This window comes from Pseudomonas sp. PS01270 (genome assembly GCF_029959775.1).
Lineage (GTDB): Bacteria > Pseudomonadota > Gammaproteobacteria > Pseudomonadales > Pseudomonadaceae > Aquipseudomonas > Aquipseudomonas atacamensis.
On sequence record NZ_JASCPT010000018.1, the window covers coordinates 1 to 16,615 of the forward strand.

Below are 16,615 nucleotides of genomic sequence, written 5' to 3' on the forward strand. Positions count from 1 at the left end.
AGGTTTTCGCGGCGTGTGCAAAATCCCGGCCAAATCAAAAATCCAGTGGGGGAGCGAGCCTGCTCGCGAAGACGGCGGCACATTCAACATCTTCATTGCCTGACCCAATGCATTCGCGAGCAAGCTCGCTCCCACAGGTTTTCGCGGCGTGTGCCAAATCCCGGCGACATGCAAAATCCAATGTGGGAGCGAGCTTGCTCGCGAAGAGGGCGGCACATTCAACATCTTCATTGCCTGACCCAATGCATTCGCGAGCAAGCTCGCTCCCACAGGGGACCTGCGTTGCTTGTTTGATTGGGGTTCTACAGGCCATCAGTACTCAGGCAGGTCCGCCGTTCTTGTCTGGCAGTTGGGCAAACCACTGCGCATACGGTGTATTGCTCACTTTGAATCGGTTGTAATCCGGGCTGCCGTCATCCCACCACACCGGCCCGCGCTCACCCAGCGCGACTTTGGCGTCGTTGACGCGAGCTCTCGCCGACATCAACGCCTGTGCATCCTCCGCACGCTTTGCCTCTTTGACCGCACGCCGCGCTGACATGAGTTCGGCTACAAATGCCTCACGCTCGGCGGCTGGCAGTGATGGATTGCTGCAACGCCACAGCTGTTGCTTGACCACAAAATAGCGGCCATCGGGGGTGGTGGGGTACATGGGCGATATCCTGCGTGATCCAGTCTCAGACCGGGTAGGACAACTCGCCGATGAGTTTATCCAGCGTAATCGGATAATCGCGCACCCGCACGCCGCAAGCGTTATAGATCGCATTGGCGATCGCCGCCGCCGCGCCGCTGATACCCAACTCGCCAACGCCTTTGGCTTTCAGCGGGGTGGCATACGGGTCGACTTCATCGAGAAAGATCACTTCCTGATGGGGAATGTCGGCGTGCACCGGCACCTCGTATCCGGCCAGATCGTGATTGACGAAAAAGCCGATTCGATGATCCACCGCCAGCTCTTCCATCAATGCCGCGCCGGCGCCCATGGTCATGCCGCCGATGATCTGGCTGCGCGCGGTTTTCGGGTTGAGGATGCGCCCGGCGGCGCACACGGCCAGTTGCCGGCGCAGGCGAATTTCGCCGGTCGCCGCATTGACCGCGACCTCGGCGAAATGCGCGCCGAAAGTCTGCTGGGCAAAACGCTCGGCCAGATCGCCGTATTCCATGAGGTCCTCGCCCGTCAGCTCGCCATTGGCTGCGGCCTGAGCCAAGGCAACCTGCTGCGAGCCTGCGCGAATCTGTGCATCGACAAACTCGGCTTGCTGCGGGTCAATCCCGACGGCGCGAGCAGCGGCTTCACGCAGTTTCACACACGCGGCATACACGCCGGCAGTGGAGGAGGCCGCGCCCCACTGGCCGCCGGAGCCCGACGATTCCGGAAACCGCGAATCGCCCAAATGCACCACGACACGCTCCAGCGGCACGCCCATCATTTCGGCAGCGGTCTGGGCGATGATGGTGTAACTGCCGGTGCCGATGTCGGTCATGTCGGTTTCCACGGTGATGACGCCTTGACGATCGAGATGCACCCGCGCCGCCGAAGCGGTCGTCGGTGCGCCGCGAATCGCCGAGGCCAGCCCGATGCCGATCAGCCAACCGCCCTCACGGCGCTGAGCGGGTTGAGGGTTGCGCTGACGCCAGCCAAAGCGTTCGGCCCCAGTGTTCAGGCATTCCACCAACTGCCGTTTGGAGAACGGCCGCGCCGGTTGCTCCGGATCGACCTGCGAATCGTTGAGGATGCGCAGTTGCAGCGGATCCATCTGCAGCTTTTCGGCCAGTTCATCCATGGCGATTTCCAGCGCCATCATCCCCGGTGCCTCGCCCGGCGCGCGCATCGCCGAACCCTCGGCGAGATCGAGCACGGCGAGATTCAAACGGGTCATCCGATTGGCACCGGCGTAAAGCAAGCGGGTTGACGCGGTGGCCGCTTCGGCGCGTCCGCCGCGCAGATTGCCCGACCAGCTCTCGTGGCCGATCGCGGTGATCACGCCGTTACGGTTGGCACCGATGCGCAGGCGCTGAAGCGTCGCCGGACGATGGGTGAGGTTGTTGAACATCAGCGGCCGCGGCAGCGCGACTTTCACCGGTCGCCCGGCATGTCGAGCGGCCAGGGATGCCAACACTGCGTCGCAAAGAATCGTGCCCTTACCGCCGAAGCCACCGCCGATATACGGCGAGATCAGGCGCACATCTTCCTTGGCGATGCCGAGGGTTTTCGCCAGATCGCGCACGCCCCAGTTGATCTGTTGGATCGATGTCCACAAGGTCAATTGCTTGCCACTCCAGCGGGCAATGGTTGCGTGCGGTTCCATCATCGCGTGGGCCTGGTCAGGCGTGCTGTAGTGCTGATCGATTTGCACGGGCGCAGCGTTGAAGGCGCCTTCGAAGTCACCGACGCGGGTCTGCGGCGGCGGGCCGAAACCGGCCGGTGGCGGTGGGGTTGCGGAGTCTTTCGCAGCCGCCAGATCGAATGAACCTGGCTCGGCCACGTAGCGGATGTCGAGCAAGCCGGCGGCCGCGCGCGCCTGTTCAAAAGTGTCTGCGACGACAATCGCCACGGCCTGGTGATAGTGATCGACCTGCGGCCCGGCCAAGGCCCTGGCTACGTAAAACTCGCCTTTGGCCAATGCCCCGGCGTTTTCGTAAGTGACGATGGCAATCACCCCGGACGCTTCCCGCGCTTGCGTCGAATTGATCGAGGCAATGCGCCCCTTGCCGATCCCGGCGCCGACGATATAGCCATAGGCGGCGTCCGGCACCGCTGCGTTTTGCTCGTAGGCGTAGGGGCGGTGCCGGTGGTTTTCAGCTTGCCGTCGATGCGGTCGGCAGGTTGGCCGATGACGTTCAGCTGGTCGATCGGATTGGAGCCGGCCGGGGTGTCGATTTTCATCTGCAAATTCCTTTCAGACAGGCTGGCGGCGCCCACGTAGCGCGGCGCAGCCATCGATTGACGTCGGATCTCTACGAGCCTAGGCCATCGACGCGCTGCTGATAATGCGCGGTTTCAGGATGGAATGATGAATCTCGCTCACCAATCCTGATCAACATGACAAATAGGAATACGTTTCAATTACTAATGCGACCGTATACCATGCGCGACGTTTTCACTGGCGGTTTTGCCCTTCGTTCTGGCCTATTCGTAAAGGTTTTCACCTCATGCGTCGAACTCTGCTTTCCATTTGTGTGCTGCAGGCGTTGTCTTCTTCCTCGTGGGCTGAGTCAGCCGAACCGACTTCTTCAACGCTTGAGCTGGAAGCCACCGACGTAGTCGGCACAGCGGATTACGAACGGGCAGACGGCCCGGTGCAAGGCTATCGCGCGACGCGTTCGGCCAGCGCCACGCGCACCGACACTTCGATTCATGAAACCCCGCAGTCAATCAGCGTGGTGACCAAGGACGCCGTCGAAGACCTCGGCGCCACGCGTTTGCAGGATGCGCTGGATTACGCCGGTGGCGTCGGTCGCGCGAACAATTTCGGTGGGCAGGGCCTGACCACGTTCACCGTGCGCGGCTTCACTACGGGCGAGTTCTACCGCAACGGTTTCCCGATCAACCGTGGCTACCCGAACATGCCCGATGCCAACACCATCGAGCGTCTGGAAGTGCTGCGCGGCCCGGCGACCATGCTCTATGGCCGTGGCGATCCTGGCGGTACCTTCAACGTGGTGTCGAAACAGCCGTTGCCCGAGCGCACCGTTACGTTAGGCAGCCAATTGAACGACCAAGGCATGAAGCGCGGCACCCTCGACGCTTCCGGGCCGCTGGATGAAGAAGGGCGTCTGGCCTATCGCTTGAATGTGGTGGGCGAGGGCGGTGACACCTTCCGCGATCATGTCGAGACCGAGCGCTACGGCATCACGCCGGTGCTGACCTGGCAGGCCACCGATGCGACCAAGCTGATTTTCGAAGGCGATTTCATGCGCAACAACGCGCCGCTCGATCGCGGCGTGACGCGCTACCCGGCGCAGATCGGCACTGCCTCGCGCGATACCTTCTTTGGCGAGAAGGACGTCGGCAAGCTGCACAACGACAACAACATGGCGCAGTTGCGTTTCGAGCACATGCTCAACGACGACTGGACCCTCGGCGGTGGATTCCAGTGGCTCGACGGCTCGCTCAAGGGCAATGCGATCGAGGCCAACGGCATTGCCGCTGACGGCCGCACGCTGGGGCGCAACTTCAACTACCGCAAGCTGGAGTGGACCGATAAGGACACCCAGCTCAACCTCACCGGGCATTTCGACACTGGCGGTCTGCAGCACACCTTGCTCACCGGCATCGAGTATGAAGATTACGATTACAAGTCGATCATCCAGCGCTCCAGCGGCGCGGTCAGTGCCTACCCGATCGACATCTTCAATCCGGTCTACGGCCAGCCACGCCCGGCGCTGACCCGCACACCGACTCACGACAAAGAGAACCTCAAGACCTACGCGGCATTCGTGCAGGATCAGGTAGCCCTGACCGACAAACTGAAAGTGCTGGCCGGCGCACGTTTCGAGCGCTTCGAGCACGATTACGAAACCTACGTGCCCGGCGGCAAGAGCTGGCAGGCCAGCGACAACGCCGTCACCCCGCGTATCGGCATCACCTACGATTTGACCGATACCCTGGCGGTCTACGCCAACACCGCGCGCTCGTTCAAGCCCAACACCGGCGCCAGTCGCGAAGGCGGCGGCTTCGCTCCAGAGAAAGGCAAGTCCTACGAGATGGGCGTGAAGTGGGAAGCGCTGGATCAGCAGTTGAGCGTCGACGCGGCGATCTACCAGATCGAAAAACGCAATGTGCTGACCACCGACCCGGTGGATTCGACCTTCAGCGTCGCCGCCGGTGAAGTGCGCAGCCGTGGTTTCGACGTCAATGTCACCGGCAATCTCACCCCGGAGTGGCGAGTGGTCGGCGGTTACGCTTACGTCGACGCCGAGGTGACCAAGGACAACACGCTGCGCTCCGGCACCCGACTGCTGAACATCCCGAAGAACAGCTTCAGCCTGCTCAACATGTACGAATTCCAGGACGGCACGCTCAAAGGCCTTGGCCTTGGCACCGGCCTGAAATACGTCGACGAGCGCGCCGGGCAGACCGCCAACACCGCGTTTTCCATGGGCAGTTACACCGTGGTCGACCTGCTGAGCTTCTACAAGGTCAACGATAAAGTGCGGCTCAACCTCGATGTGAAAAACATCTTCGACCGCGACTACGAAGAAGGCGCCTTCGGCAACGTTTACGCCTACCCGGGCGCGCCGCGAACCGTGCAGGTGGGGATTTCCTACACGCTGTAAATCGCCGCAGCGGTTGCCGCCGGCCCATGCTGGCCTGAGAGTGGCATGTCGAAATCAGACATCGGCATGCCGCACTCAGGCTAGTTGCGCGGCGGTCGGGCCACGTAAGGTGAAGCATCATTTCGTCGGCAAAGCGTCTGCGTCGCAGCTTTCGCCTGATGCCGCCACCGGAAATGATGATCGCCTGACGCTCAGTCAGTGGCCCAAACGTCGATCATGAGAACAATAAGAACCCATGACTAGCCTGAACCCCAAGGACTCCAACGGTCAGTTGGCGCAAGGTTTCAAACCGCGTCACGTCACCATGCTTTCCATTGCCGGCATCATCGGCGCAGGACTTTTCGTTGGCTCAGGCCACGCCATCGCCGCCGCAGGACCTGCGGTGCTGCTCGCGTATCTGTTCTCCGGTCTGCTGGTCGTGCTGGTGATGCGCATGCTCGGCGAAATGGCGGTGGCGCATCCCGACACCGGCTCGTTTTCCACCTACGCCGATCAAGCCATTGGCCGCTGGGCCGGGTTCACCATCGGCTGGCTCTACTGGTGGTTCTGGGTGCTGGTGATTCCCATCGAAGCACTGGCCGCCGGTCACGTACTCAATCAGTGGTTTCCCCAGGTCGATGCCTGGTTGTTCGCCTTGCTGTCGATCGTGCTGCTGGTGATCACCAACCTGTTCAGCGTGTCGAAATACGGTGAGTTCGAATTCTGGTTCGCCATGGCCAAGGTCATCGCGATTATCGGTTTCATCGGCCTGGGTTTTGCGGTGCTGATGGGCTGGATTCCCGAGCGCGAAGCCAGTGGCTTGAGCACGCTGATGGCCGAGCACGGCGGCTTTGCGCCCAACGGCATGTCGGCGGTGGTCGGCGCGTTCATCACCATCATGTTCAGTTTCATCGGCACCGAAGCGGTGACCATCGCCGCTGCGGAATCGAACAATCCGGCGCAGAACATCGCCAAGGCCACGCGCTCGGTGATCTGGCGCATCGGCATTTTTTATTTGCTGTCGATCTTCGTGGTGATTTCCGTGGTGCCTTGGAATGACCCGCAACTCGCCTCGGTCGGTTCCTACCAGCGCGCACTGGAACTGATGAACATCCCCAACGCCAAATTCCTCGTCGACGTGGTCGTGTTGATCGCGGTGGCCAGTTGCATGAACTCCTCGATCTACATTTCCTCGCGCATGCTCTATTCGCTGGGCCGACGCGGCGATGCGCCGCCGGCATTGAAGGTGACTTCGGCGGCCGGCGTGCCACGCGCGGCGGTCATTGCCAGCACGGTGATTGGCGCAGGCGTGACGTTACTCAGCTATTTCATGCCGGCCGGGCTGTTCCAGTTCCTGCTCGCCAGCTCCGGCGCAATCGCCTTGCTGGTGTATCTGGTGATCGCCATTTCGCAGTTGCGCATGCGCCGCCAACTTGAACGGGAAAAGGTCGAAATGACCTTGCGCATGTGGCTGTTTCCCTGGCTCACCTGGCTGGTCATCGCCTTTATCTGCGCGGCGTTGGCGGTGATGATGATCACCCCTGAACATCGCCTGGAAGTGACTTCGACCATTGGCCTGGCGCTGCTGATCTCGTTCATTGGCCTGGTCACCAGCCGCCAGCACCGGCCGGCGGGCGGGGTGGCGGCTGTTAGCAAAGCCTAAGCAAACAACGCCTTGAGCCCGCGGGAAAACCAGCCGTTCGGGCTCGAAGGCAGATGCTCACGTTGATTGAATGAGCCCGTCAACGCGCAGGTTTCACCGGCGAGCGAGCCCATCAATTGCGGCAGCAAAAAGCTGCGTTCGCATTCACTGGCGGACAGTCCGGTGTTCTCTTGCGGCCAAACCACGTTGGTTTCTGCATACGGCTTCATGGCGCACCTCCTCATGATTCAAACGTCCAGCACCAGGGTTTCGCTGCCCTGCGCCGGGGCGGCGCAGCAGATCAGCACTTCGTCGTCCGCCAGGCGCATGGCCGGCGGGGTGAGGTAGTGCACCTGGCCGCTGGTAAGGCGGGTTTTGCAGGTGCCGCACGAGCCGCCGCGACAGCTGAACTCCGGGTTCAAGCCACGCGCCTCGGCCAGTTCCAGCAAGGTGCCGCTGCCCGGTTCCCAGCGTGCTTCCTTGCCGGACGTGGCGAACAACACCTTGACCGGCTCTTCCGCGACCGGCACTTGCGGCGGCGCCGGGGTGCTGATTTCGACATCGCGGATCAGCGTCGACGGGCCGAAGGTTTCGGCGTGGATGCGATCATCGGGAATGCGCATTTTGCGCAGGCCGTCGTACAGCGCCTGGGTAAAACTGCCCGGGCCGCACAGGTAGAAATCGTAGTCATCCAGCGGCAGCAGGCTCTTCAGCAAGGCCATGTCGATGCGCCCGGCATGATCGTAACCCTGCGCTGTTGCGTCCAGCGGCGGCTGGCTGACCACGCGCAGCACCTTGACCTTGTCACCGGCGCGCGCAGCCAAGGCGTCGATTTCTTCGCGAAAGGCCAGATCCTCGACGGTGCGACTGCTTTGCACCACCCAGGTCGGGCGCATGCGGCTGATGCGTTTGCCCTGATAGACCACCTCGCGCAGCATCGACAGCAACGGCGTCACCCCAACGCCAGCGGCCAACAGCACCAGTGGCCGACGTTCGGTGGCGTCGACGGTGAAGTCGCCTTGCGGGGCGCGGGCTTCGATCAAATCCAGTGCCTGGACCCGATCATGCAGATGCGAGGATACCGAGCCGTCGCGTTTGACGCTGATGCGCAGGAACTCGTCCGACGGCGCGCTGGACACGCTGTAGGTGCGGATCGACGCGGCATCCTGACCGTCGAGCAAGACCTTGATCGGCAAGTGCTGGCCCGGTTCGAAGCGCGGCAGGCCGAAGCCGTCGTTGGCTTGCAGGTAAAAGGAGCGGATCTGCGGACTCTCATCGACTACACGCGTTACGTGCAGCGCACGCCATTGGTTGCGCAGCGCCTCGGCCTGCAGACGTTCGCGGGTCTGTTCCCAGCTGCCGGTCATTTGCGAATTGGGCGAATCGCCTTCCGGCTGCTCGGCCCAGCGCAGTGGCAATGCGGCCTGACGATAAACGATGCGCTGCGGCTTGAAGCGCCACAGGCGCTCGGCGCCCTGGAACGCGGCGATTTGCGGATCGTCGAGCAGCACTTCTGCGCTGCCGGTCATCTGCAACAGATCGCCGCTTTCGAAATCGATAAAGGTCAGCCCGGCGCGCGGGTTGAGCAGGATGTTGCCCAAGGTGTTGAAGAACAGATTGCCGGAGAAATCCGGGATGGTCAGGGTGCCGTCCTCGTCCATGTGCACGAAGCCGGATTTGCCACCGCGATGGGACACATCGACCTGGCGCTCGCCGTCGCGCACCACGTAAGTGGCCACGTAGAACGAGTCGGCGGCGGTGATCATGTCGCGCACCAAGGGTTCGCTGACAGACAAGTCGAGCGCAGTGTCGGTGGTTTCGTCGACGAACGCGTAGTGGCGCAGATTGATGTAGCGCGGGCAGTTGCCGTAAGCCTGGGTCACGCCGATCTCAAGAATGTTGTCATCGCGGCGGCTGATATTGCCGTTCATGCGATTGCGCCGACGGGTGTGCAGCTCGATGCCGAGCATGCCGATCGCATCGCCGGGTTGCAGGCCTTGATTGGCCGGGTCGTTGGGCTGCGCGTCGAGTTTGATCTTCAGAACCTGTGCTGACGGCGAATCCATGAACCCCGGTTGACCGGTGCGCAGCGTCGCCCACGGATCGCCCTGGCCATCAACGGCGCCGAGCACGACGAAGGGCAGTTGCGCATAGAATTCGCGGTGCTGGTCCGGCATCCAGTCGCGGGCCAGTTGCCGCTGGCCGACACCGACCATCATCTCCACCGCGCCGACGGCACGTTGCAGGGTCAGCTCACCTTCATGCCAGGGCGAGGGCTGCGGTTTCGACGCTGTGTCCATTTCGATTCTCCTCGGGTACAAACGGGCCGGTGAGCCGCCTGGGGCTGAAGCTCAAGTGGGCTCATGTTCGCCCCCGGCCGGTTGCGAGGGAATGGCCAGAAACTGCAATCCACTGTTTCACTCGGTGAAATGATCCATGCGCGCGCCTAAGGAGGCGGGTGATTATTTCACTGGCTGAAATGCTCGATTGTATTTGCTGAGGATTCCGCGATTTGCGGCAGGGGAGCAGGATGAGCCCCATCGACACGATCAGCGGGTCGACCTCAAATAATCCAGGAGCACGTCATGTCCCAGTCAGCCGTCAAACTGTACCGCCATCCGTTGTCCGGCCACTCGCATCGCGTCGAGTTGATGTTGTCCCTGCTGGATGTGCCGACCGAACTGGTGTTCGTCGACCTGATGAAGGGCGCACACAAAACCCCTGAATTCCTCGCCCTCAACCGTTTCGGCCAAGTGCCGGTGATTGATGACAACGGCACGGTGCTCGCGGATTCCAACGGCATTCTGGTTTATTTGGCAAGCAAATACGGCAACGGCCAGTGGCTGCCGAGCGATCCGGTCGAGCAAGCCAAGGTGCAACGCTGGTTATCGGTGGCCGCCGGGCAGATCAGCTCCGGCCCGGCCACAGCGCGCTTGATCACGGTGTTCGGCGCCGGTTACGACGCGGCTGATGCGATCAAGCGTTCCCACGCTTTATTGCAAGTGATGGAAGACGAGTTGGCCAACAGCGCATTCCTTGCCGGCGACAAGGCAACCGTTGCCGATGTGGCCGCCTACACTTACGTCGCCCACGCACCGGAAGGCAACGTCTCGCTGGAGGATTACCCGAATGTGCGGGCGTGGCTGGCGCGGGTTGAGGCGCTGCCCAAGTTCGTCGGCATGCAGCGCACAGCGGTGGGCCTGCAAACAGCTTAGGTTCAGCACGCTTCATTAATCCTGTGGGAGCGAGCTTGCTCGCGAAGGCGGTGTGTCATTCAGCATCAATGTTGACTGACCGGACGCATTCGCGAGCGAGCTCGCTCCCACAGGGTTCAGTGGATTTTCAGAATTTTCTCCAGGTTCCCGCCTATGGATCGTTTTCAGGAAATGCGCATGTTCCTGGCCGTGGCCGAGGAGGGTGGCTTTGCGGCGGCGGCCCGGCGTTTGAACACCTCGCCCCCCAGCGTCACCCGCGCCATTGCCGCGCTGGAACAACGCATCGGCACGCGTCTGTTGTCGCGCACCACGCGCAGCCTGCACCTGACCGAAGCCGGGCATCGTTATCTGGACGATTGCCGAAGAATTCTGTGCGACGTCGACGAAGCCGAAGAGGCCGCTGCCGGCAGTTATCGGGTGCCGTGCGGGCATTTGAGCGTGACCGCGTCGGTGCTGTTTGGCGAACTGTTCATCGCGCCGTTGCTGGCTCAATACGTCGACGCGTTTCCTTCAGTGCATCTGAAGGCCTTGCTGGTTGATCGCGTGGTGAACATGGCGGAAGAGGGTATCGATGTCGCCGTGCGCATCGGCCATCTGCACGAGAACAATCAGCATGCGATCAAGGTCGGCGAGGTCCGGCAGGTCATCTGCGGCACCCCCGATTACTTCGCCCGCTATGGCCGACCGCAACATCCGAACGAGCTGAGCCGCGCCAATATCGTCATGTCGTCCGCCAGTCATTTGCTCAGCGATTGGCAATTCGCCCATGCCGACGGGCCGTTGAGTTTTCGCTTCGAGCCGCGTCTGGTGGTCACCGCGAATCAGGCGGCGATCAACATCGCCAGTTCCGGTTGGGGCATTACCCGGGTGCTGTCTTATCAAGTCGCCAGCCAGGTTGCGGCCGGTGAACTGGAATTGGTGTTGCAGGCCTATGAGCCGCCGGCGTTACCGGTGCAACTGGTCTATCTGAAACATCCGCGCGTACCGGCGAAGGTGCGCACGTTTGTCGATTTCCTCAGCGAGCGGCTGCAACACCACCCAGCGCTGAAAGCCGTGAACAGGGTTCACGGCTAAGGCTTCAAGGTTCAACTCAGCGATGGATCACTTCGCGGCCGCAGCGGTTTCGATCAGGCTGGCGACGGCTTTCGGGTTGGACACCATCACCACGTGCGACGCGCCTTTGACCACGACGGTCTGCTTGGAGTGCGCGCGCTCGGCCATGAACGCCAGGGCTTGCGCCGGGATGTTCTTGTCCTGGTCACCGTAGACGAAGTACGACGGCACGGTTTTCCATGCAGGCTCGGTGGCGGCTTCGTTGAGTGCGGCGACGGTCACTGGGCGCTGGGTCGCGGCCATCAATTTCGCATCTGCCGGGGAAACATCGGCAGCGAACTGATCGTGGAATTTGTCCTGCTGGATGTACAAATCCTTGCCACCATCGGCCAGCTCAACCGGGGCCGACAGGGTCGGGCCGAGGGTGCTGCCAGGGAAACGCCCGGACAGTTCAGCGGCGGTTTCACCCTTTTCCGGTGCAAAAGCTGCGACGTACACCAGCGCTTTGACATTGGCATTGCCGTAAGCGGCTTCGCTGATCACCGGGCCACCGTAAGAGTGGCCGACCAACACCACCGGGTTTTTCACGCTGGCCAGCACATCCGCCACTGATTGCGCATCACTCTTGACCGAGCGCAGCGGGTTGGCAGCGGCGATCACCGGGTAGCCATCCTTCTCGAGAATCTTGACCACGCCGTTCCAGCTGCTCGAATCGGCGAAGGCACCGTGCACCAGCACCACGGTGGGTTTGACCGGCGCGGCGAACGCAGCGGTGGCGCCGAACATGGCGGCGGTAAGGGCGAGGGTTGCGAAGACTTTGTTCATGGTGATGTCCTGTCGATTGGTTAAGGTAGGAATGGAAGCGACAGTGGTATTTAGCGCGCTAAATGTGTCAGTTGTGTGTGCGCACGGCCGAACTTCGCATGCGTGTGTATCTGGGGCGGCGAAAGCTACACGCTGATACAAAGCGATCCATCCGCTCAGATCGCGCGGCGGACTTTGCCCGGGGCCTCGCCGTAGATTTCCTTGAATTTCTTGCTGAAGGCAGCCTGCGACTGATAGCCGACCTGCACGGCAATGTCATTCAGGCCCAGATGCGAATGGCTGAGCAGACTGAACGCCAGCTCCATGCGCAATTGAGTCAGCAGCACCCACGGCGATACGCCAGCGACCCGGGCGAAGGTGCGCATGAACGTTGCACGGGACATGTTCGCGGTGTCGGCCATGGCCTCGATGGTCCATTCGTGCGCTGGGTCAGCCAATATCGCCTGACAGGTGCGGCCCAGGCGCTGGTCGCCGAGCAGCGCCAGGGTGCTCTTGTCCTGCTCCGCACGGGCCAGGTGCGCACGCAGAATCAAGGTGAACAAGGCTTGGGACAGTGAATCGAGGAGGAACCGCGCGCCCGGCTGTTCGCTGTCGGCTTCGCTGCGCAACAGCGCAATCAGGGCGGTCAGCGGCTGATCGACCGGCAGGCCATCGTTGGCAATCAACAGGTAATCGGGGAGGGCGGCGAACAGCATCGACGCGCGGTTGTAATGAAAACCACCGCAGAGCATGTCCAGATCGGCGCTCGCGCCACCCAGCCGATAGATCGGCAACACCCCGCCGGGAACCAGCGTTGGCGACATCGGCGCTACATTTTTGCCGGCACTGTGCAGCACATGCGGCGTACCCCGTGGCAACAGCAGAATATCGCCAGCACGCATCGCCAGGCGTTGCCCGCTGGCCAGTTCCACCCGGCATTCACCTTTGAGCACGATGTGATAGGGCGCCTTGCCCAAGGCTTCCTGTTGATGATCGCGCGCCCAGTCGCCTTGAAACTGGCAACGCAGATCGAGGCTGCCGCGCACGTTGGCCAGGCTGATGAGCTTATCGAGCGAGTTCATTGGCACCCATCACGAAGGAATCCGCAAAGTTGAGACGATTGAGCAAGACGTTGAGCATGACCGACAAAAGCGCGATTCGGTAGCACCGCAGACTGACTCCACTTTCATTGATCTGGAGAAGTCGCATGTTCACCTCAATCAACGCCGGACTACAACAGCTCGGCAAACTCGATCGCCTCGGTATCCCGCTGATGCGCGTGGCCATCGCCATCGTCTTCCTGTGGATCGGCGCGCTGAAATTCGTCCCGTACGAAGCCGACAGCATCACGCCCTTCGTCGCCAACAGCCCGGTGATGTCGTTCTTCTACGAACACCCGCAGGACTACAAGGCGCACCTGACCCATGAGGGCGAGCTGAACGCCGACAAGCGCGCCTGGCAGACCGCGAACAACACCTACGGCTTTTCCACCGGGCTTGGCGTGGTGGAAATCGTCATCGGTCTGCTGGTCCTGTCCAACCCGCTTTCCCGCCGCACCGGCCTGCTCGGTGGCGCGCTGGCGTTCGCTACGCCGCTGGTGACCCTGAGCTTTCTGGTCACCACGCCTGAAGCCTGGGTCGCTGCGCTGGGCGATGGTCAGCATGGCTTTCCCTATCTGTCCGGCGCCGGACGCCTGGTGCTCAAAGACGTCCTGATGCTCGCCGGAGCGCTGCCGGTCATGGCCGATTCCGCGCGCCAATTGCTGACTGAACGTCAGGCCTGAATTCCTCATCCTTTATAGAGAGATCACACCATGAAAACGTTTATTGCTTTGACCCTGGCCATCCTCGCCGGCAACGTCTTCGCCGCCACCGAACCTGCACAAACCGGCGTACCACTGGATATCGCCAAAACCATCAGCATCACCGACACCAGCGCCGCCTGCGGAATTGTTCCGGTGGAGGTCGTCTATGAAGACAGCCACGGCCAGCGGCATGTCGCCACGTACAACGTGCTCGGCAATGGCTGCGGTGGCGATTAGCTCAGGTTTGGCCCATAACTGCAGCGGACTCGAATTGCTCAGTCCGCTGCAGCGTTTCCGGAACAGCGATCAACAGCAGCAGGAATGCAGCCGCTGCGATGGTGGCGAGAGTCAGGAATGCCGCGCTGTAACCGGCGGCCTCGACGACGAATCCGGCCAGTCCATTGCTCAGCGCCGCGCCCAGGCCAAACGCTGTGGTCAGCGCGCCGAGGCTGACATTGAAATGCCCGGAGCCGAGGGTCAGATCCTTGACCATCACCGGGAACAGCGCGCCGAACAGCCCAGCGCCGACGCCGTCGAGCAACTGCACGGCGACCAGCCAGTACGAATCATCCGAGAAGGTGTAGAGCAAGCCACGCAGCGGCAGGATCAGAAAACCCGCCAGCAATAACGGTTTGCGCCCCCAGACATCGGCTTTCGCACCGGCCAGCAGCGCCATCGGCACCATCACCAGTTGGGCTGCGACGATGCACGCCGACGTCAGCGGCGTGGCCATGTGCAAGTTGGCTTGCGCGAGTTTCTGGCTCACCAGCGGCAGCATCGCCGCGTTGGCCAAGTGGAACAGCGCGCAGCACAGGGCAAACATCAGCAACGGGCGATTGCTCAGCAGTACCTTGAATCCGGACGGCTGATGGCTTTGATCGCCAGGCTGGAGGCCGCGCGCGACATCGTGATCAATCGCCTCGGCCGAGACGAACAGCACGGCAATCACGCTGGCCAGCGCCATGACCGCCATCAGATAAAACACCGCCACCGGACCGAACAGATACGCAAACAAACCGGCCAACAACGCTGCGCACGCGTTGCCGGCGTGGTTGAACGTCTCGTTGCGACCGGTACGCCGGGTGAATGCTCGCGGGCCGGTGATGCCCAGGGTGATCGCGGAAATCGCCGGGGCGAAAATTGACGCTGCCGCCGCGCTCAAGGCTTGAGTCAATGCCACCAGACTGAATGACGAAATGAACGGCAGCAGCAGACAACTCACCGTGACCAACAGCGCGGCGATGATGACCAGCGCCCGTTTCGCCCGGCTGCTGTCAACCAGCGCACCAGCGGGCGTCTGCGTGACCAGCGCGGCAATGCCGGCGAGGGTCATGACCACGCCGATGCTCGCCGGGTCCCAGTGGTGCACGGCGAGCAAGTAGATGGCGAGGTACGGCCCGAGGCCGTCGCGGACATCGGCGAGAAAGAAATTCAGACTGTCCAGCGAGCGGTTGTTGCGGCGATCGAGATGGCTGATCACGGTGGGCAGTCTCTTGAAAGTGAGGTCTGCGTAAATGTATCAACCTCGGCAAACCTAATGACCGAAGCGGCGGGGGATTAGTTGCAGGACGGCGGAGCAATTGCTGCTCCGCAGATATTCATGCATCAGGCGTTTGCAGTACTTCGATCCATAACGCGCCTTTGCCGGAGGCCGCTTCACCGACACGCTTCAGCGCGCCATCCTTGCTGACCGCGTACGTACCGACCTTGGCGCTTTTCTCGCCCGTCACCAGCAGCCAGCGGCCATCGGGGGAGAAGGCGATATTTCGCGGTTGCTGTTCTTGCACCGGGTAGTTGTCGAGAAACGTCAGTCCTCCCGTTGCCGGATCCACGGCAAATGCCGAAACGCTGCTGCTGGTGCGCTCACTCATCAGCAGCAGTTTTCCATCCGGCGACATGCGCAGGTCGGCAGCCCAGATGCGCGGGGTCGGATCGTCTTTGAGGTCGTTGTTGCGCGCATCACGGACTTCGCCGTGGGCCAGTTGCAAGCGTTCGGGAATGCCGTTGGCCACACCGATCTGCATTAACGCGCCGCTGGCGTCGTCGATTGAAAACGCGGTCACGGTGCCGCTCATTTCACCGACCACGTAAAGGAATTTGCCGTTCGGCGAGAACGCCAGGTGCCGGGGGCCGGTTTTATCCGGGACACTGACCGAGCCGTTGCCGATCGGGCTGAGCTCGCCAGTCTCGGCATCCAGGCGATATTGCAGCACCTTGTCGGTGCCCAGGTTGCCAGCGTAGGCAAAGCGATTGCTCGGCTCGGTGCGAATCGAATGCGCGTGCAGGCCGGTCGGATAACGCAGGATGTCGGCGGAAGGCTGATGATCCTCGCCGATCTTTTGAACGCTGAGGGTATCGGCGCCGTAGGACGCGGCGAGCAGGTAGCGACCTTTTCGATCGGTCGACAAGTAGGCCATGCTCTCTGCCAGCGGAGCTTGGGTGAATTTTGTCAGGCGACCGCTTTGGCGATCGATCCGGTAACCCAGCACCTGAAAAGGTTTGACGCGCAAGGCTGCAAACAGCACCTTGCCATCCGGGGAGAGAGCCATGGGATTGACCTGATCACCGGCCTGAATCTGTTCGACCAGGGTAAGCGCGCCGTTGCTCTGATCAAGGCGATACTGCGAGATCAGACCGTCACCGGGGCTTGAGATGTAGGCATAGGTGGCGGCATTGGCCGTCACGCTCAACGTGGAGGCGAGCGCAGCAATCAAGAGCGTTCTGTTCATCATTTTCAGCCTTATTGTTGTTGTGATCAGTCATCCTATGAGTGATTGACGAAGGCTTCAATGTCTATTTCATGGAGCTGGAACGTCGCCTAGCCTAGTTTTATAGACG

13 protein-coding genes and 1 pseudogene are annotated in these 16,615 nt (G+C 61.7%); 6 read left to right on the forward strand and 8 right to left on the reverse strand.

From position 1 onward, the window contains the following. Nucleotides 1-319: 319 nt before the first annotated feature. Nucleotides 320-652 (reverse strand): hypothetical protein, encoded by a 333-nt coding sequence (locus QMX86_RS08315; protein ID WP_282382834.1) that lies wholly within the window; start codon nucleotides 650-652, stop codon nucleotides 320-322. 25 nt (nucleotides 653-677) lie between these two features. Then, nucleotides 678-2,887 (reverse strand): annotated as a pseudogene (gene paoC, locus QMX86_RS08320) (aldehyde oxidoreductase molybdenum-binding subunit PaoC). Between the two features lie 266 nt (nucleotides 2,888-3,153). Here paoC and QMX86_RS08325 point away from each other — a divergent pair. Both QMX86_RS08325 and gabP read left to right on the forward strand, forming a co-directional pair. Beyond that, complete coding sequence (locus QMX86_RS08325) at nucleotides 3,154-5,280, forward strand: TonB-dependent siderophore receptor (protein ID WP_122706260.1); 2,127 nt, start codon at nucleotides 3,154-3,156, stop codon at nucleotides 5,278-5,280. A gap of 235 nt (nucleotides 5,281-5,515) precedes the next feature. Further along, nucleotides 5,516-6,922, forward strand: a complete 1,407-nt coding sequence (gene gabP / locus QMX86_RS08330) for a GABA permease (RefSeq protein ID WP_282382839.1) — start codon at nucleotides 5,516-5,518, stop codon at nucleotides 6,920-6,922. Here the strand turns inward: gabP and QMX86_RS08335 are convergent. Both QMX86_RS08335 and QMX86_RS08340 read right to left on the reverse strand, forming a co-directional pair. Beyond that, nucleotides 6,919-7,131 carry a hypothetical protein gene (locus tag QMX86_RS08335; RefSeq protein WP_122706258.1) on the reverse strand — a complete coding sequence of 71 codons (213 nt, stop codon included), beginning with the start codon at nucleotides 7,129-7,131 and terminating at the stop codon, nucleotides 6,919-6,921. The genes gabP and QMX86_RS08335 overlap by 4 nt on opposite strands. Before the next feature lie 18 nt (nucleotides 7,132-7,149). Continuing rightward, nucleotides 7,150-9,201 carry a pyridoxamine 5'-phosphate oxidase family protein gene (locus tag QMX86_RS08340; RefSeq protein ID WP_282382845.1) on the reverse strand — a complete coding sequence of 684 codons (2,052 nt, stop codon included), beginning with the start codon at nucleotides 9,199-9,201 and terminating at the stop codon, nucleotides 7,150-7,152. 285 nt (nucleotides 9,202-9,486) lie between these two features. Between QMX86_RS08340 and QMX86_RS08345 the strand changes: the two genes are divergently transcribed. Continuing rightward, on the forward strand, nucleotides 9,487-10,116 hold the full coding sequence (locus QMX86_RS08345; protein ID WP_024013009.1) for a glutathione S-transferase: 630 nt from the start codon (nucleotides 9,487-9,489) through the stop codon (nucleotides 10,114-10,116). A 153-nt stretch (nucleotides 10,117-10,269) separates the two neighbouring features. Continuing rightward, nucleotides 10,270-11,190: a LysR family transcriptional regulator gene (locus QMX86_RS08350; RefSeq protein WP_122610581.1), complete on the forward strand. Its 921-nt coding sequence runs from the start codon at nucleotides 10,270-10,272 to the stop codon at nucleotides 11,188-11,190. Nucleotides 11,191-11,217: 27 nt separating this feature from the next. Here the strand turns inward: QMX86_RS08350 and QMX86_RS08355 are convergent, their stop codons facing one another. Both QMX86_RS08355 and QMX86_RS08360 read right to left on the reverse strand, forming a co-directional pair. After that, a complete protein-coding gene (locus QMX86_RS08355; RefSeq protein ID WP_282382849.1) occupies nucleotides 11,218-11,994 on the reverse strand; it encodes an alpha/beta hydrolase in 777 nt (258 codons plus the stop codon). Between the two features lie 155 nt (nucleotides 11,995-12,149). Continuing rightward, on the reverse strand, nucleotides 12,150-13,055 hold the full coding sequence (locus tag QMX86_RS08360) for an AraC family transcriptional regulator (protein ID WP_282382851.1): 906 nt from the start codon (nucleotides 13,053-13,055) through the stop codon (nucleotides 12,150-12,152). 125 nt (nucleotides 13,056-13,180) lie between these two features. On the opposite strand from QMX86_RS08360, the gene rclC reads away from it, so the two are divergent. Together rclC and QMX86_RS08370 are read left to right on the forward strand one after the other, a co-directional pair. After that, the gene (gene rclC / locus QMX86_RS08365) at nucleotides 13,181-13,756 is read left to right on the forward strand and encodes a reactive chlorine resistance membrane protein RclC (RefSeq protein ID WP_071172487.1); all 576 of its coding nucleotides are present in this window, start codon (nucleotides 13,181-13,183) and stop codon (nucleotides 13,754-13,756) included. A gap of 30 nt (nucleotides 13,757-13,786) precedes the next feature. Then, nucleotides 13,787-14,014, forward strand: coding sequence for a DUF2790 domain-containing protein (locus QMX86_RS08370; protein ID WP_024013004.1), 228 nt, complete (start codon nucleotides 13,787-13,789; stop codon nucleotides 14,012-14,014). A 1-nt stretch (nucleotide 14,015) separates the two neighbouring features. On the opposite strand, the gene QMX86_RS08375 is transcribed toward QMX86_RS08370, so the two are convergent. Both QMX86_RS08375 and QMX86_RS08380 read right to left on the reverse strand, forming a co-directional pair. Further along, entirely contained in the window at nucleotides 14,016-15,257 is a 1,242-nt protein-coding gene (locus QMX86_RS08375) for an MFS transporter (RefSeq protein ID WP_263217261.1), read from the reverse strand. Nucleotides 15,258-15,375: 118 nt separating this feature from the next. Then, nucleotides 15,376-16,506: a lactonase family protein gene (locus QMX86_RS08380; protein ID WP_282382863.1), complete on the reverse strand. Its 1,131-nt coding sequence runs from the start codon at nucleotides 16,504-16,506 to the stop codon at nucleotides 15,376-15,378. Between the last annotated feature and the right edge of the window lie 109 nt (nucleotides 16,507-16,615).

Bases quoted from the DNA above. Each gene is read 5' to 3' on its own strand.
- QMX86_RS08355 (WP_282382849.1), bottom strand. From the start codon at position 11,994: ATGAACAAAGTCTTCGCAACCCTCGCCCTTACCGCCGCCATGTTCGGC.
- QMX86_RS08325 (WP_122706260.1), top strand. From the start codon at position 3,154: ATGCGTCGAACTCTGCTTTCCATTTGTGTGCTGCAGGCGTTGTCTTCT.
- QMX86_RS08335 (WP_122706258.1), bottom strand. From the start codon at position 7,131: ATGAAGCCGTATGCAGAAACCAACGTGGTTTGGCCGCAAGAGAACACC.
- gabP (WP_282382839.1), top strand. From the start codon at position 5,516: ATGACTAGCCTGAACCCCAAGGACTCCAACGGTCAGTTGGCGCAAGGT.
- rclC (WP_071172487.1), top strand. From the start codon at position 13,181: ATGTTCACCTCAATCAACGCCGGACTACAACAGCTCGGCAAACTCGAT.
- QMX86_RS08370 (WP_024013004.1), top strand. From the start codon at position 13,787: ATGAAAACGTTTATTGCTTTGACCCTGGCCATCCTCGCCGGCAACGTC.
- QMX86_RS08350 (WP_122610581.1), top strand. From the start codon at position 10,270: ATGGATCGTTTTCAGGAAATGCGCATGTTCCTGGCCGTGGCCGAGGAG.
- QMX86_RS08380 (WP_282382863.1), bottom strand. From the start codon at position 16,506: ATGAACAGAACGCTCTTGATTGCTGCGCTCGCCTCCACGTTGAGCGTG.
- QMX86_RS08315 (WP_282382834.1), bottom strand. From the start codon at position 652: ATGTACCCCACCACCCCCGATGGCCGCTATTTTGTGGTCAAGCAACAG.
- QMX86_RS08340 (WP_282382845.1), bottom strand. From the start codon at position 9,201: ATGGACACAGCGTCGAAACCGCAGCCCTCGCCCTGGCATGAAGGTGAG.
- QMX86_RS08345 (WP_024013009.1), top strand. From the start codon at position 9,487: ATGTCCCAGTCAGCCGTCAAACTGTACCGCCATCCGTTGTCCGGCCAC.
- QMX86_RS08360 (WP_282382851.1), bottom strand. From the start codon at position 13,055: ATGAACTCGCTCGATAAGCTCATCAGCCTGGCCAACGTGCGCGGCAGC.